12 protein-coding genes are annotated in these 14,241 nt (G+C 73.1%); 8 read left to right on the forward strand and 4 right to left on the reverse strand.

What is annotated here, in order from left to right; translation table 11 throughout:
- Window positions 1-74 precede the first annotated feature (74 nt).
- The 5 genes from GTY67_RS23060 (at window position 75) to GTY67_RS23080 (ending at window position 5,228) form a co-directional block, all read left to right on the forward strand.
- Window positions 75-827 carry a GntR family transcriptional regulator gene (locus tag GTY67_RS23060; RefSeq protein ID WP_093692897.1) on the forward strand — a complete coding sequence of 251 codons (753 nt, stop codon included), beginning with the start codon at window positions 75-77 and terminating at the stop codon, window positions 825-827.
- A 238-nt stretch (window positions 828-1,065) separates the two neighbouring features.
- A complete protein-coding gene (locus tag GTY67_RS23065) occupies window positions 1,066-1,266 on the forward strand; it encodes a hypothetical protein (RefSeq protein WP_084749037.1) in 201 nt (66 codons plus the stop codon).
- A gap of 167 nt (window positions 1,267-1,433) precedes the next feature.
- Complete coding sequence (locus GTY67_RS23070; RefSeq protein ID WP_161279838.1) at window positions 1,434-1,838, forward strand: NUDIX domain-containing protein; 405 nt, start codon at window positions 1,434-1,436, stop codon at window positions 1,836-1,838.
- Between the two features lie 140 nt (window positions 1,839-1,978).
- Window positions 1,979-2,467: an ATP-binding protein gene (locus GTY67_RS23075; protein ID WP_093692895.1), complete on the forward strand. Its 489-nt coding sequence runs from the start codon at window positions 1,979-1,981 to the stop codon at window positions 2,465-2,467.
- A gap of 193 nt (window positions 2,468-2,660) precedes the next feature.
- On the forward strand, window positions 2,661-5,228 hold the full coding sequence (locus tag GTY67_RS23080; RefSeq protein WP_176727554.1) for a SpoIIE family protein phosphatase: 2,568 nt from the start codon (window positions 2,661-2,663) through the stop codon (window positions 5,226-5,228).
- 4 nt (window positions 5,229-5,232) lie between these two features.
- Here the strand turns inward: GTY67_RS23080 and GTY67_RS23085 are convergent, their stop codons facing one another.
- Together GTY67_RS23085 and GTY67_RS23090 are read right to left on the reverse strand one after the other, a co-directional pair.
- Window positions 5,233-5,949: a PspA/IM30 family protein gene (locus GTY67_RS23085; RefSeq protein WP_161279839.1), complete on the reverse strand. Its 717-nt coding sequence runs from the start codon at window positions 5,947-5,949 to the stop codon at window positions 5,233-5,235.
- A 95-nt stretch (window positions 5,950-6,044) separates the two neighbouring features.
- Window positions 6,045-8,174: a TPM domain-containing protein gene (locus GTY67_RS23090; RefSeq protein WP_161280233.1), complete on the reverse strand. Its 2,130-nt coding sequence runs from the start codon at window positions 8,172-8,174 to the stop codon at window positions 6,045-6,047.
- A gap of 275 nt (window positions 8,175-8,449) precedes the next feature.
- Between GTY67_RS23090 and GTY67_RS23095 the strand changes: the two genes are divergently transcribed.
- The 3 genes from GTY67_RS23095 to GTY67_RS23105 all read left to right on the forward strand — a co-directional run bounded on the left by GTY67_RS23095 (window position 8,450) and on the right by GTY67_RS23105 (window position 12,605).
- On the forward strand, window positions 8,450-10,105 hold the full coding sequence (locus tag GTY67_RS23095) for a glycosyltransferase (RefSeq protein ID WP_161279840.1): 1,656 nt from the start codon (window positions 8,450-8,452) through the stop codon (window positions 10,103-10,105).
- Entirely contained in the window at window positions 10,102-11,622 is a 1,521-nt protein-coding gene (locus GTY67_RS23100; protein ID WP_161279841.1) for a DUF6056 family protein, read from the forward strand. The genes GTY67_RS23095 and GTY67_RS23100 overlap by 4 nt, the downstream gene beginning before the upstream one ends.
- A 248-nt stretch (window positions 11,623-11,870) precedes the next feature.
- Window positions 11,871-12,605 (forward strand): dienelactone hydrolase family protein, encoded by a 735-nt coding sequence (locus GTY67_RS23105; protein ID WP_161279842.1) that lies wholly within the window; start codon window positions 11,871-11,873, stop codon window positions 12,603-12,605.
- Window positions 12,606-12,629: 24 nt separating this feature from the next.
- Here GTY67_RS23105 and GTY67_RS23110 read toward each other — a convergent pair whose 3' ends face one another.
- Complete coding sequence (locus GTY67_RS23110; RefSeq protein WP_093685951.1) at window positions 12,630-13,775, reverse strand: DUF6596 domain-containing protein; 1,146 nt, start codon at window positions 13,773-13,775, stop codon at window positions 12,630-12,632.
- 8 nt (window positions 13,776-13,783) lie between these two features.
- Window positions 13,784-14,191, reverse strand: a complete 408-nt coding sequence (locus GTY67_RS23115) for a YciI family protein (RefSeq protein ID WP_030561250.1) — start codon at window positions 14,189-14,191, stop codon at window positions 13,784-13,786.
- Window positions 14,192-14,241: the final 50 nt, after the last annotated feature.

Here is a 14,241-nt window from a genome sequence, read left to right on the forward strand (position 1 = left end):
CCTGGCCCATGCTTGCGGTGCACAACCCACGGTTGTCAGGCTGTTGCAGACTGTCAACCTGTTGGGAGTGGCCTGTGACTTTCGGTGAGCAGCCCGCCTATCTGCGCGTGGCGAGCGATCTGCGGGAGAAGATCGTGAACGGCGCGCTGCCGCCCCATACCCGCCTGCCGTCGCAGGCCCGCATCCGGGAGGAGTACGGGGTCTCGGACACCGTCGCCCTGGAGGCGCGCAAGGTCCTGATGGCCGAGGGGCTGGTGGAGGGCCGCTCCGGCTCCGGTACGTACGTCCGCGAGCGCCCCGTCCCCCGCATGATCGCCCGCTCGGGATACCGGCCGGAGAAGGGGGCCAGTCCGTTCCGCCAGGAGCAGACCGCCGACGGGGTGCGCGGCACCTGGGAGTCGCGCAGCGAGCAGGAGGGGGCGAGCGTCGAGGTCGCCGAGCGGCTCGGCATCGAGGTGGGCGACCGGGTCATGCGGACGCATTACGTGTTCCGTGAAGCGGGTGAGCCGATCATGCTCTCCACCTCCTGGGAGCCCCTCTCTGTCACCGGGCGTACGCCGGTGATGCTCCCTGAGGAAGGTCCGCTGGGCGGCTGCGGAGTGGTCGACCGGATGGCGGCCATCGACATCGTCGTGGACAACGTGGCCGAGGAGGTCGGCGCGCGCCCGGGGCTCGCGGAGGAGCTGTTGGCGCTCGGCGGGGTGCCCGGCCATGTGGTCATCGTGATCGGGCGTACGTACTACGCCTCGGGGCGTGCCGTGGAGACGGCCGATGTGGTGGTGCCCGCCGACCGCTACCGGGTCGCTTATCACTTGCCGGTCAGATGAGTTGACGCCCCGTCGGGCCGGACGACGGGCCCGGAACCAGGGGTGATGGTGCCGTGAAGGGGGCGCATCCAGCGGATGCGCCCCCTTCGTCATGGCCGGATGTGTATCTCTTTGTGCAAAGACGCCTGCGCTGAGTGAAGGTCAGGCGTACGCTCGGGCATATGCGTACTGCGGTTTCCTGGGGATCCTTAGAGACGTGCGCGCCGGTGACGTGTGCGCCGGTGGAAAGAGGGGCGACATGCGGGGGAGCGACACGATGAGCGACAGCGGTGCCGTGCTCCCGTGGCTGGTGATACGGCAGGACGACAGCGGCAACCGCTATCGCGTCGGCAGGTATGCCACACAGGCCGAGGCGCAGAAGGTCGCCGACGGCCTCGACGACCGCAAGCACCGCCAGGTCTACCGGGTGGAGCGCATGGGCCAGGGCGGCCGGCCCTGAGGGGCTGAGGCCCTGGGGGGGCGAGGGCCTGACGGCCGGAGGGCCGGCTGGGGCGCCCCGCCGCGTTCCAGGGGCCTTCTGGCTCGTTCCGGGACCCTGCCGCCCACGCGGTAGGGTCCCGCCCGTCCGGTACGAGCGTCCCGGACGCGGCGAGCGAGGGCGGAGCGGTGGAGTCGGTGCTGATCGACACGGTGGCGTGGGTGCGGATCGAGGACGGCAGGATTCTCTGCGCCCGGCCCAAGGGCAAGGACGTCTTCTACATCCCCGGCGGCAAGCGCGAGGGCGCCGAGACCGATCGGGAGACCCTCCTGCGCGAGATCGAGGAGGAGCTGACGGTCGCCCTGCTCCCGGAGACGGTCCTCCACGCCGGTACGTACGAGGCGCACGCCCATGACGGTCCGGGCGCCCCCCTCGTCACGATGAGCTGCTACTACGCCGACTATCGCGGGACCCTGGCCGCGAGCAGCGAGATCGAGGAGGTGGCGTGGTTCTCCTACGCCGACCGTCCCCGCGTGCCCCCGGTCGACCAGCTCCTCTTCGACGACCTCGCGGCCGCGGGCGAGCTGCGCTGATCCCCGCCGTGCGGCGGGCCCCGTCACGTACCCCCGTCTGCACCAAACGCAGGCCTGCGCGGTAGTAAGCAATAAATGGTGGGTATGGGCTGTTTAGTCCCCATTTATCTATGGGGTGGGCCCGTGGCTGTTCCTGGGAAGTGATCGGCGTGATCGATACCGAAGGCGACTGCGCCGAGTGGACCTTCCCGGCCGAACCCGGTTCCGTGCGCAGCGCCCGGCACGCCGTCCGCGACGCCCTGGACTGCTGGGGGCTGGACACGACGGTCGGTGACCTGACCGTTCTGCTGGTCAGCGAGCTGGTCACCAACTCCCTGCGATACGCCTCCGGCCCCATCGGCGTACGGCTCGAGCGCTCGCACCCGGGGGCCGGGAGCAACGGGTCCGGCGAGCTGACCGGAGACTTCTCCACCGACCTCCGGCTCGCCGCCGACCCCCCTCCCGCCACCCCCGGACTCCTGGTGGAAGTCTCCGATCCGCTTCCGGATCCACCCACCGAACGCAGTGCGGGACCCGACGACGAGGGTGGCCGGGGACTACAGCTCGTGGCTTGTTCCGCACGCCGTTGGGGGACCCGTCGCGGAAAGAGTGGCAAGACGGTGTGGTTCGAGCTCGCTCTCCCTGGTTAGGAGTGGGGAGGGACGCACAGCGATCACCAGAGGTCGGGCAGAACCTGGCTGAAAGGGACTGAGACCGTGCTGTGATCGTGAACGCCGTGTCGGTCGGGGCCGTAGTGCTGAATACTGCGGGCAGGACCGGTCCGGTGTGTGAGCTGGAGGGGACGGTCGCGTGAGCGAAATACCTGGGACAACGGGCGACGTCGTGTGGCAGAGCAGTCCGCCCGGCTCGATCTACGACTACATCAGGGTCGCCTCCTTCTCGATCGGCCCCGACGGCCTGATCGAGCAGTGGAGCCGCCGGGCCGCCGGCCTCTTCGGCATGGCCGCCGACGAGGCGATCGGGCGTGACCCGGTCGAGGCCTTCATGCCCGCCGAGCTGCGTTCTGACGGCCACCGGCGGGTCGGCGAGATCCTGGACGGCCGGGAGTGGACGGGCCTCGTTCCGTTCCGGATGCCGGGCGAGGGCGGTGCGCACGGGCTCGCCGAGGTCTATGTGATGCCCAGTGAGACCGCGGCCGGTGAGCGGGCCGCGCTCTGCATCGTCGTGGACGTCCGGGCGTTGCGGAGGATCGAGACCGACCTCGCCGCCTCGCAGGCCATATTCGGCCAATCTCCTTTCGGCTTCGTGCTGTTCGGTACGGACTTCACCGTCGTCCGGGCCAACCAGCGCTTCGCCACCGTCTTCGGCGGCGCGGCCGACGACCACCGGGGCCGCACGGTCGACGACTACCTCCCGGGCCCCGAGGCCGAGCGGCTGGCCGCCACGCTGAAGCGCGTCCTGGAGACCGGCGAGGCCGTCACCGACCTCCAGCTGGTCGGACCCACCCCCGGCGGCGCCGGCCGCCGCCACTGGTCCATGAACCTCTACCGGGTGCACAGCGGCGCCGGCCGCCCCGTCGGGGTCGCGGGCCTCGCCACCGATGTCACCCGCCGCCACATCGCCGCCCGCGAGGCCGCCAGCGCCCGCCGCAACCTGGCCCTCCTCAACGAGGCCAGCGCCCGCATCGGCAACTCCCTCGACCTGGAGACCACCGCCCGCGAGCTCCTCGACGTCGCCGTCCCCGGCTTCTGCGACCTGGCCGCCGTCGACCTCTACCAGGGACTGCTCACCGGCGAGGAGGCCGCGCCGGGCTCCTGGGCGCCCCCGCACCGCGAGTCCGGCGGCGGCTCGGCCGAGCTGCGCCGGGTCGCCCACGCCAGCGCCGTCGCCGACGCCCTGCCCACCGCCGTGGCGGGCAGCGGCTCCCTGGGCCCCCACGACCTGCCGCCCGCGCTCGGCTCGGTCCACCGCTTCCCCTTCGGCTCGCCCTGCGCCATCGCCCTGCGCTCGGGCCATGTCGAGGACGTCCCCGGCGACGACATGGGGTTCGTGCAGTCGACGCTCGCCGTCCCGATGGTCGCCCACGACACCGTCGTCGGCCTGGTGCAGTTCTCCCGTACGAAGGGGAGCGAGCCGTTCGGGGAGCGCGACCGGGCCCTCGCCACCGAGCTGGCCGCCCGCGCCGCCGTCTGCATCGACAACGCCCGCCTCTACCGCCGCGAGCACGAACGCGCCCTGATCCTCCAGCGCAGCCTGCTGCCCCCCGGCGACCCCGAGGCCGCCGGACTCGACATCGCCTGCCGCTACCTCCCCGGCAACACCGCCACCGAGGTCGGCGGCGACTGGTTCGACGTCATCGAACTGCCCGGCCACCGCACCGCCCTGGTCGTCGGCGACGTCATGGGCCGGGGCCTGCGCGCGGCCGTCGCCATGGGCGAACTCCGCACCGCCGTAAGGACGCTGGCCCTCCTCGACCTCGAACCCGCCGAGGTTCTCTCCGCCCTTGACGAGGTCGCGCGCGGCCTCGGCTCCCCGGGCGGCGGCGAACGTTCCGAAGGGCTCGGCGGCAGCGGTGGAGCCCAGTGGCCCTCCCGCGCCGCGCAGAAGTCCCGCGAGGCGGACCTCTCCGAGGTGTACCTCGCGACCTGTGTGTACGCGGTCTACGACCCGGTCACCCGGCGCTGTACGTTCGCCAACGCCGGGCACATGCCCCCGGCCGTCGTCGAACCCGGCAGGCCCGCCCGGCTCATCGACGTACCGCCGGGGATGCCGCTGGGCGTCGGCGGCGAACCGTTCGAGGAGGTGGAGGTGGAGCTGGCCGAGAATGCCCTGCTCACCCTCTACACCGACGGGCTGGTGGAATCCCGCGACCAGCCTCTCGACGAGGGCCTGGACGCCCTGCGCTCCGTGCTGACCGGGCCGCAGATGCCCCTGGAGGACGCCTGCGACTTCGTCCTCTCCACCCTCGACACCCGGCACGGCGAGGACGACATCGCCCTGCTGATGGCCCGTATCCAGGGGCTGCCCGGAGAGGCGGTCGGGGACTGGACGCTGCCGCGCGAACCCCGTTCGGTGGGCCGCGCCCGCGAGCTGGCCCGCTCCCAGCTGATGGCCTGGGACCTGGACGACCTGGTCGACACCACCGAACTCCTCGTCAGCGAGCTGGTCACCAACGCCCTGCGCTACGGCGAGGGCGAGATCCGGCTCCGGCTGCTGCGCGACCGCACCCTGGTCTGCGAGGTGTGGGACGCCGGGCTCGTCCAGCCGCGCCGCCGCCGGGCCCGCGACACCGACGAGGGCGGGCGCGGGCTCCAGCTGGTCGGCCTGCTCAGCGCGGCGTGGGGCTCGCGCCGGACCCCGCGCGGCAAGACCGTCTGGTTCGAACTGGCCCTGCCGACCGGGGCGCCGGCCGCGGAACTCTCGGTGGAGCAGCTGCTGAGCATGTACTGAACCGCTAAGAGCCAGCTGTCTTCAGGGCCGCCAGCCGGGCCTCCACCTCCGCGCTGGCGCCCAGGCTGTCCAGCTGCTCGAACTGCGCGTCCAGCGAGGAGGCGGCCAGCTCCTGCTTGCCCAGCGCCCGGGCCTCCTCGCGCCGCACCTTGTCCTCGAAGCGGCTCAGCTCGCTCGTCGGGTCCAGGACGTCGATGTTCTTCACGGCGTCCATCATCTGGTTCTGCGCCTGCGCCGACTTGGCGCGTGCCACCAGCTCGTCGCGCTTGGCCTTCAGCTCGGAGAGCTTGGCCTTCATCTGGTCAAGCCCCGTCTTGAGCTTGTCCACCACCTCGGTCTGCGAGGCGATCGTCGGCATCGCCGTCTTCGCCTCCTGCTCGGACTGGAGCTGACGGCCCAGCGCCACCTTGGCCAGGTTGTCGAACTTGTCCGCCTCCGCGCCCGACCCCGCCCCGCGCAGCTCGTCGGCCTTCCGGCTGGCCGCCAGCGCCTTGGCGCCCCACTCGGCGGCCGCCTCCACGTCCTCCTTGTGGTCCTGCTCCATCAGCCGCAGGTTGCCGATGGTGGCGGCCACCGCCTGCTCGGCCTCCGCGATGTTGCTGGTGTAGTCGCGGATCAGCTGGTCCAGCATCTTCTGCGGGTCCTCCGCCTGGTCCAGCAGGGCGTTGATGTTGGCCTTCGCCAGCTGGGTGACGCGGCCGAGGATGGTCTGCTTGGTCATGGCACGGCTCCTTGGGTATCGAGAACAGCTGCGTTGTGGTGTGTGCCGGTCGTCCGGAGAAGGCCGCCACCGCCCCGCCGGGGGGCCCGAATCGTTCAGAAGCGCCCGCCACCGCCCCGGCGCCCCCGTGTGCCGCCCCCGCCGAAGCTGCCGGGCCCGGCGCCGAACCCCCCGGACCGGCCGCCGCGCCCGTACCCCCCGCCGAGACCGCCGCCCATGCCGCCCCGGCCGCCCCCGCCGAACAGCCCGCCGAGGATGATCCCGCCGAGCACCGCCCCGCCCATCCCGCCGCCGCCCCGCCCTCCGCCGGGACCGCCGAAGCCGCCCGGGCCCTGGAAGCCGCGTACGTCCTGCTCGGCCAGGCCCAGCGCCTGCCGGGCCAGCGCGTCCGCCTGTTGCGCCTCGTTCAGCGCGCCCTGTGCGTCGCCGTCGGCCAGCTGCCGGGCCTGCTCCCAGCGGCGCTGGGCCTCCGCCAGGCGGGTGCGCGCCTGGGAGCCGACCGCGCCCCGGTGGGTGGTGATGTAGTCGGCCGCCGCCCCGATAGCTGAACGGGCGGTCAGCATCGCCTGGTCGAGGAGCGAGCGCGCCCGCCGCCCGCCCGCCTCCTGCTCCCGGGCCCCGGCGAGCGCCTCGTCCAGGGCGGCGTCGGCCTCCTCCACCCGGCGCAGCGCGTCGACCGGGTCGAACGGGCCTGCCGCCATCGCTTCTCGTACGTCGGTGAGTACGGCCTCGGCGCGGGCGATCCGGCCCCGCAGGTCGGCCGTGGAGGTGGCCTGGGCGGTGCCTTCGAGGAGGCCGCGTGCGTCGGCGAGGTCGGTCTCGGTCTCGGTGAGGGCGGCGGGCAGCTTCCCGGCCGCCTCGGCCAGTTCGGCCGCGCGCCGGTCCACCGCGTCGATGAGGGTGCCCGCCTGGCCGACCGAGCCCTCGGCGGCCCGGATGTAGACGGCGGCCCGCGCGTGGTCGGTGCCGCCGACCGCCTGGCGGGCCTGGTCCAGGGCGGAGGCGGCGAAGGCGAGCCGGTCCTTCGCCCGGTCGACGTCGCCCGCGACGGGGGCGGCGGCCCCGTCCCCGTACCGCTCACGCATCCCCGCGACCGCCGCCTCGGCACCCGAGACGCGCCCCGTGAGCGAGCTGTACGTGGTCTCGACGGCGGCCAGGGCCTGCGGGGCGTCGCGTTCCAGGGCGCGCAGCCGGTCGAAGTCCTCCGCGACCGCGTCCAGGCCCTCGTCGGCGGCCGTGCACCGGGCGAGGATCTCCTCCAGCATCCGGCGGCGGGTGGCGTCGTCCTCGGGGAAGGCGTCGTCGAGTTGCTGGCGCAGCCGGAACGACCGGGTCAGCTCGTCCTTGGCCCGGGCTACCGCCTCGGTGAAGGGTTTCGCCGCCTCCTCGCCGAACTGGGCGGTCGCGAAGCCGAGTTCCTCCTCGCTCGTGCGGACCGCGTCGTCGGTGTCCACCAGCAGCTGCTTCGCCCGCGCGTCCAGCTCCTCCAGCGGGACCGGTGCGTCCTGTGCCTCCGAGGGCCGCCCCCAGCCGGTCGCGGCCGGGGTGGTGCGGGTCGTGGAGCGCCGCTTGCGCCGGGTGTACGCATACGCGGCGAGCGCCCCCGCGCCCCCGACGACGGCCACCGGCAGGATGAAGTCACCGGCGCCCGAGGGGCCGGAGGCGCCCGTACCGGGGTCGCTGGGGCCCGGGGTGATGGCGGGGGCGGTCACGGGCCGTCCGGCCAGGACGGAGACGTACCCGTCCGCCGCCCCGATCGCCGCCCCCGCCCAGTCGTTCTCGCGCAGCGCGGGCTCGATCGCGGTGGACGCCACCTCGCGCAGCTGCTCGTCGGTGAGCCGGGAGTCCGCGTCCACGGAGTAGGCGTACTGCCGGTCGTGGGTGGCGACGGAGAGCAGCACATCGTCCTGGCCGAGCCCGTTGCGGTCGGCGGTCTCGTCGCTCCAGGTCTGGCCGGAGCGCCCGGAGAAGTCGCGTACGTACACCACGAAGAGCTGGATGCGCCGCTCCGCGTAGAGCCGGTCGAGGGCGTCGTCCACCGCGTCGTCCCGGTCCCGGAGGGCGCCGACCCGGTCGGTGATCTGGCCGTCCCGGGAGAGCTCCACCGGGTCCTCCGCGCGGGCCTCCACCGCGGCGGGCACGGCGAGCCAGCACGCGGCGAAGAGCGTGGCGAGCAGGCCGGTGAGCAGGGCCCTGCCGGGCGCGGAGCTCCGGATACGGTCCACGGATGGCGTCACGTTTGCGAGGTTATGTCCGCCTATCGGAGCCCGCGACCCGGAGTCCCGGCGGCCTCGGCCGCCGCCCTCGGGCCTCCGCGCTGTTCGGAGGAGACGTCGTCCTCGGGCGTCTGCGCTGTTCGGATGAAAGGGCGCGGCGGCTCGCGCGTCCGGGGCGGGAAGGCCCGGTCTCCCCCACCGAATGGGCAAACCTAGAGAAAAATGTGCAAAACATCCCTATGTGGTGTAAAAGACCGGCCGCCGCCGAAGTCCGGAGGTTTCCCATGAACGGCCTTCAGCTCTCCGTCGTCGTGCCGTGTTTCAACGAGGCAGAGGTACTCGACGCCTTCCACAGCGCCCTGCTCACCGTCCTCGAAGGGCTCGGCACCCCCTTCGAGATCTGTTACGTGGACGACGGCAGCGGCGACAGCACCCGGGAGCTCCTCGCCACCCTCGCCCTGCGCGACGAGCGCGTCCACTACACCGCCTTCAGCCGCAACTTCGGCAAGGAGGCCGCGATGCTCGCCGGTCTGCGCATGTCGCGCGGGGCTGCGGTCGTCATCATGGACGCCGACCTCCAGCACCCGCCCGAGTTGATCCCCCGCATGCTCGAACTGCACCGGCACGGCTACGACCAGGTCATCCCGCGCCGCGACCGGGCCGGCGAAGGGGTGGTGCGCTCCACGCTCAGCCACACGTACTACGCCCTGGTCCGGCGGTGCATGGACGTGGAACTCATCGACGGCTCGGGCGACTTCCGGCTGCTGTCGCGGCGGGCCGTGGAGAGCGTCCTCTCGCTCCCCGAGAGCAACCGCTTCTCCAAGGGGATCTTCTCCTGGATCGGCTTCGACACGGTCAGCTTCCGCTACCGCAACAGCGAGCGCGTGGCCGGCCGGTCGAAGTGGGGGAGCAGGCGGCTGCTGAACTACGGCATCGACGGCCTCCTCTCCTTCAACAACCGCCCCCTCCGCCTCGCCATCTACACCGGCTTCTGGGTCTTCGTCTCGGCCCTGGCGTACGCGCTGTGGACGGTGGTCAACGTGGTCCTGCACGGGGCGGACACCCCGGGGTACGCCACGCTCCTCACCGCCGTCGTCGCGCTGAGCGGCATCCAGCTGGTCACCCTCGGCGTCATCGGCGAGTACGTGGGCCGCATCTACCACGAGGCGAAACACCGCCCGCCCTATGTGGTGCGCGAGACCGACGCGACCTGCCGGACCCGGCCGGAACCCCGCCTGCCGACGGGGACGCTGGTCATCGGGGAGCCGGGAGGGCCGGGGGAGCCGGGGAAGCTGGAAAAGCCGGGGGAGCCCACCACCCCGCCCCGTACGGCCGCCGCCCGGTCCCGCACGGCCCGCCAGTTCGGCAGCTTCGTTCTCGTCGGCTGCGTCAACACCGTCGTCTACCTGGGCGTCTACGCCTCGCTGAACCGCTGGATCCCCTACCTCGTGGCCCATGTCCTCGGCTATGTGGTCAGCATCGTCTGCTCGTTCCTCCTCAACTCCTACGTCACCTGCCGGACGAAGCCGACCTGGCGCGGGTTCGTCCGCTATCCGGTCTCCAGTCTGGTCAACCTGGTGGCGTCCGGAGCACTGCTCTTCGGCGCGGTCAGCGGTCTCGGGATGGACAAGAACCTCGCCGCGCTGGCGGCCGGGGTGATCGTCACGCCGGTCTCGTTCCTGCTGGCGCGGTGGGCGATCATGTCGGGCCGCCGCAACCAGGCCCCCACGGCCACGCAGATCCCCGACGCGCCCCAGGCCCCCGGCACCTCAACAGCTCCCGCGACCTCCGGAGCCTCCGCAGCCCCCGAGGTCTCCGTACCGGACCGTCCGGCCCAGCCGTCGCACGGACGCCCGGTGGCGGACCGGCCGCTCGCACCGAGGACCACCACGGCCCGCGCCCCCCACCACACCTCCCTGCGCTCCTCCGAGGACCGATGAGCACCGTGATGCCCGACAGCACCCAGGAGAACGCCGTGCCGCACGACCGGTTGGAGGCCGGTGAAGAGGGGAAGGGTCGGCCGGAACGCGGCCCCCGCCCCTGGACCGCGCTCTGGGCGAGCGCCCTCGCGCTCCCGCCCCTCGCCCTGCTCGCCGCCGCGTCCTGGTTCGGCCGGTGGGTGCGGCCCGGCGCCGACGACTGGTGCTTCCTCCCTCTCGTACGGGACGAGGGGATCACCGGCCTGGTCGGGAAGTTCTACTTCGACGACAACGGACGTGTCGCCAACGCCTTTCTGGTCGGCACGTACGCGAAGTTCCAAGTCGCCGGACACCAGTGGTACCCGGCGGTGAGCGGGGTCCTGATCCTCGCGGTCCTGTGGGCGGTGACCGCCGTCGCGCTGCGCCGGGGCGGCATCAGGGTGCCGCGCGGGCTGCCGCTGCTGGTCGCGGCGATGGTGGCCGCGCTCTTCCTGTTCGTCACGCCGAACACGTACAAGACGTTCTACTGGCCCGCCGCCTCGGTCTCGCACACCCTGCCCCCGGTCCTGGCCTGCGCCGCCCTGATCCCGCTGCTGCTCGCCCGCACCCGTCGCGGCCGGGGGTTCGCCCTCGCCGTCGCGCTGTTCGGGGGCGCCTTCCTCGCCACCCTCTCGGAGGAGACGGCGATCGTGGTGGTGCTCGTGCTGCTGGCCACGCTGGTGGTGAGCGGCCGGGTGGTCGCCGCCCCCGCCCGGGGGTTCGTCCGCCTGTGGTGCGGGGCGGGCATCGCCGGAACGGTGGCGGGCGGCCTCGCCCTCATCACCTCGCCCGGCTCCCTCCACCGCCGCGCGCGGTTCGGGGCGGAGACCACGTCGCTGCTCGCCCCCGACTCGCTCGCCGCCTCCCTGCGCGCCTTCGCGGAGATCACCGTCCAGACGGTCACGACGTGGCAGTACGTCGGCGGGCTCGCGGCCGGCGTCCTGCTCGGCCTGCTCGGCGCCCGCCGGGACGGCCGCACCCCCGGCCCGCCCGCCCACTGGCCGCTGCTCGCCTGGACCGGCCTGCTGACCCTCCTGCTCTCCGGCTACCTGTGCACGGTGATCGCGTACCCCGTGTTCCAGGACCGGGTGAGCGACCCCAGCGCCAACCGCCTCTGGAACGACTACCTCCTGCTGTACGTGGTCCTGCTCGTCGCGGCCGGGGCGCTGCTGGGCCTGGCGGTACGGCAGTACGTACGCCGTACGGCACCGGTGAAGGCCGTGTGCGCCGCGCTCTGCGTGCTGGTCTGCTTCGGCCCGGCCGTCTCGCTGCTCAACCTGGACACCAACCTGCGGGCCCGGGCGGAGAAGTGGGACGCGCAGGACCGGCGGCTGCGGGAGGGGGCGGCGGACGGTGAGCGGGTGATGCCGTACGAGCGGCTGGTCATCAGCGCCATGCTGGAGCCGTTCAGCCGGGGTGGCGCCAGCTACTGGCCGGGCGGGTGTGTGGCGGACTTCTACGGGCTGGAGCGGGTGACGGACGGGGCGCGAAACCCCTGAGCTGCACCGACTCCCTGACGGGCCGTCACCTCGGTGGCACCGGTCCGGCCCGGTGGGTTACGTTGGCGGCGATGACTACCGGGACGGCCTCGCGCCACTCACCGATCGGTTGCCCGGCGCCGCTCTGAGCGCCGCGCGGGCCCCGCCTCCTGTCGTGCCGACCACAGCTCATGACGACCGCGGCTCATGGCGACCACAGCTCATGGCTGACCACAGCTGATGGCGTCACCCACGACAGGAGAGAACGCATGCCCACCCAGACACTGCACATCCCCACCGCCGACGGCCGGGCCGACGCCTTCGCCGCCTTCCCCGACGGCGGCGGGCGGCACCCGGGGGTGCTGATGTACCCGGACGCCTTCGGTATCCGGCCCGTGCTGCGGGAGATGGCCGCCGAACTGGCCGGGCACGGGTACTACGTGCTCGTCCCCAACATCTTCTACCGGCACGGCCCGACCCCGGTGGTCGAACTCCCCGCGTACATCGGGGGAGAGGAGCGGTCCGCCGTCCTCGCCCGGCTGATGCCCCTGATCCACGAGCACACCGCCGAACGCGCCCTGCGCGACGCCGACGCCTTCCTCCGGTTCCTCACCGCCCGGCCCGAGGTCGCCGCCGGACCGGTCGCGGTGACCGGCTACTGCTTCGGCGGCCTGCTGGCGACGCGCACCGCCGCGGCCCACCCGGACCGAGTCGCCGCGCTCGCCGCGTTCCACGCCCCCGTGGGCGCCGACGGACCCGACGCCCTGGCCGGGATCACCGCGCGGGTCCACTTCGGCCACGCCGAGGGCGATGTGACGCCGGACGGCCTGCGCGAGCTGAACAGGACCCTGGACGCGGCGGGCATCGACCACACCTCCGAGGTCTACCCCGGCACCGCCCACGGGTTCACCATGTCCGACACCGATGTCTTCGACCCCGCCGGGCTCCAGCGCCACTGGGACCGCCTGCTCCCCCTCCTCAAGGGCGCCCTGGCCCACGGCTGAGGCCAGCGACCCCGGCTCGTGACATCACGGCTCCGCGCGGGAGTTGAGCCGGGCGGCCTGCCGGGTCAGATGGTCGCGCTCGGCGAGGTTCGGGGCCTTGCGGGCGGCCTCGGCGTAGAGCTGGGCCGCCCGCTCCAGGTCGCCGTCGCGTTCATGGAGGTACGCCGCCACCGCCGCGTACCGGGGCAGCGCACCGTCCAGCTCCGCGAGGGCGGCGAGACCGGCGCGCGGCCCGTCGGCCTCCCCGACGGCCACCGCCCGGTTGAGCCGGACCACCGGGCTGCCGGTCAGGCCCGCCAGCTCGTCGTACCACTCGACGATCTGCACCCAGTCGGTCTCCGAGGCGGTCGGCGCGTCGGCGTGGAGCGCGGCGATGGCGGCCTGCGCCTGGTACTCGCCGAGCCGGTCGCGCGCGAGGGCCGCCTGGAGGATTCGTACCCCCTCGGCGATCGCGCCGGTGTCCCACCGCCCCCGGTCCTGCTCGGCGAGCGGCACCAGGCTGCCGTCGGGGGCGGTGCGGGCGGCGCGCCGGGCGTGGTGTAGCAGCATCAGGGCGAGCAGCCCCGCCACCTCGGGGTGGTCGATCGCGGCGGCGAGCCGGCGGGTGAGGCGGATGGCCTCGGCGGCGAGGTCGAGGTCGCCGGAGTACCCCTCGTTGAAGACCAGGTAGAGGACGCGCAGCACGGTGGAGACATCGCCGGGCCGGTCGAACGGCACGGTGGAGACCGTGCGTTTGGCCCGGCTGATGCGCTGCGCCATGGTCGCCTCGGGCACCAGGTAGGCCTGGGCGATCTGGCGGGTGGTGAGCCCGCCGACGGCGCGCAGGGTGAGCGCGACGGCGGACGAGGGCGTGAGGGAGGGGTGGGCGCAGAGGAAGTAGAGCTGGAGGGTGTCGTCGGTCGCCGGTGCGGGCCCGGGCTCAGGCTCCTCCTCGACCAGCTCCTCACGGCGGCGCCGGGCGGCATCCGCCCGGGTCGCGTCGAGGAACCGCCGCCAGGCCACGGTGACCAGCCACGCCTTCGGGTCGCGCGGCGGATCGGCGGGCCAGACCCGCACCGCCTCGACCAGCGCGTCCTGTACGGCGTCCTCGGCCGCCGCGAAGTCGGCTCCGCGGCGGACGAGGGCCCCGAGCACGCCCGGGACGATGCTCCGGAGCAGCAGCTCGTCCATGGACGAGGTCACTCCGCGATGGTGGGCGGCGCCGTCAGGAACGGCCGCAGCTCCAGCCACTCGTGGATCGGCTTCCCGCCCGCGCCCGGAGCGGCCGACAGCTCACCGGCCAGCTCCACGGCCCGCTCGTACGAGTCGACGTCGATGATCATCCACCCGGCGATCAGGTCCTTGGTCTCGGCGAACGGCCCGTCGGTGACCGGCGGCCGCCCTTCCCCGTCGTACCGCACCCAGGCGCCCTCGGGCGCGAGCGCCTGCCCGTCGACGAACTCCCCGCTCTTCTCCAGCCGGGCGGCGAAGTCGTTCATGTACTGGATGTGCGCCGAGACCTCCTCGGGCGTCCACCGGTCCATGGGCACGTCGTTGACGGCCTCCGGAGCGCCTCGGTAGTGCTTGAGCATCAGGTACTTGGCCATGGGATTCTCCTCGGTGCGGGGCGATCCATTGTGGTCGCGTTCACCTGGGA

This window comes from Streptomyces sp. SID8374, assembly GCF_009865135.1.
In the GTDB taxonomy this organism is placed as follows: domain Bacteria; phylum Actinomycetota; class Actinomycetes; order Streptomycetales; family Streptomycetaceae; genus Streptomyces.

Coding starts and splice junctions, on each gene's coding strand:
- GTY67_RS23100 (WP_161279841.1), top strand. CDS start 10,102: ATGAGCACCGTGATGCCCGACAGCACCCAGGAGAACGCCGTGCCGCAC.
- GTY67_RS23110 (WP_093685951.1), bottom strand. CDS start 13,775: ATGGACGAGCTGCTGCTCCGGAGCATCGTCCCGGGCGTGCTCGGGGCC.
- GTY67_RS23115 (WP_030561250.1), bottom strand. CDS start 14,191: ATGGCCAAGTACCTGATGCTCAAGCACTACCGAGGCGCTCCGGAGGCC.
- GTY67_RS23065 (WP_084749037.1), top strand. CDS start 1,066: ATGCGGGGGAGCGACACGATGAGCGACAGCGGTGCCGTGCTCCCGTGG.
- GTY67_RS23095 (WP_161279840.1), top strand. CDS start 8,450: ATGAACGGCCTTCAGCTCTCCGTCGTCGTGCCGTGTTTCAACGAGGCA.
- GTY67_RS23085 (WP_161279839.1), bottom strand. CDS start 5,949: ATGACCAAGCAGACCATCCTCGGCCGCGTCACCCAGCTGGCGAAGGCC.
- GTY67_RS23105 (WP_161279842.1), top strand. CDS start 11,871: ATGCCCACCCAGACACTGCACATCCCCACCGCCGACGGCCGGGCCGAC.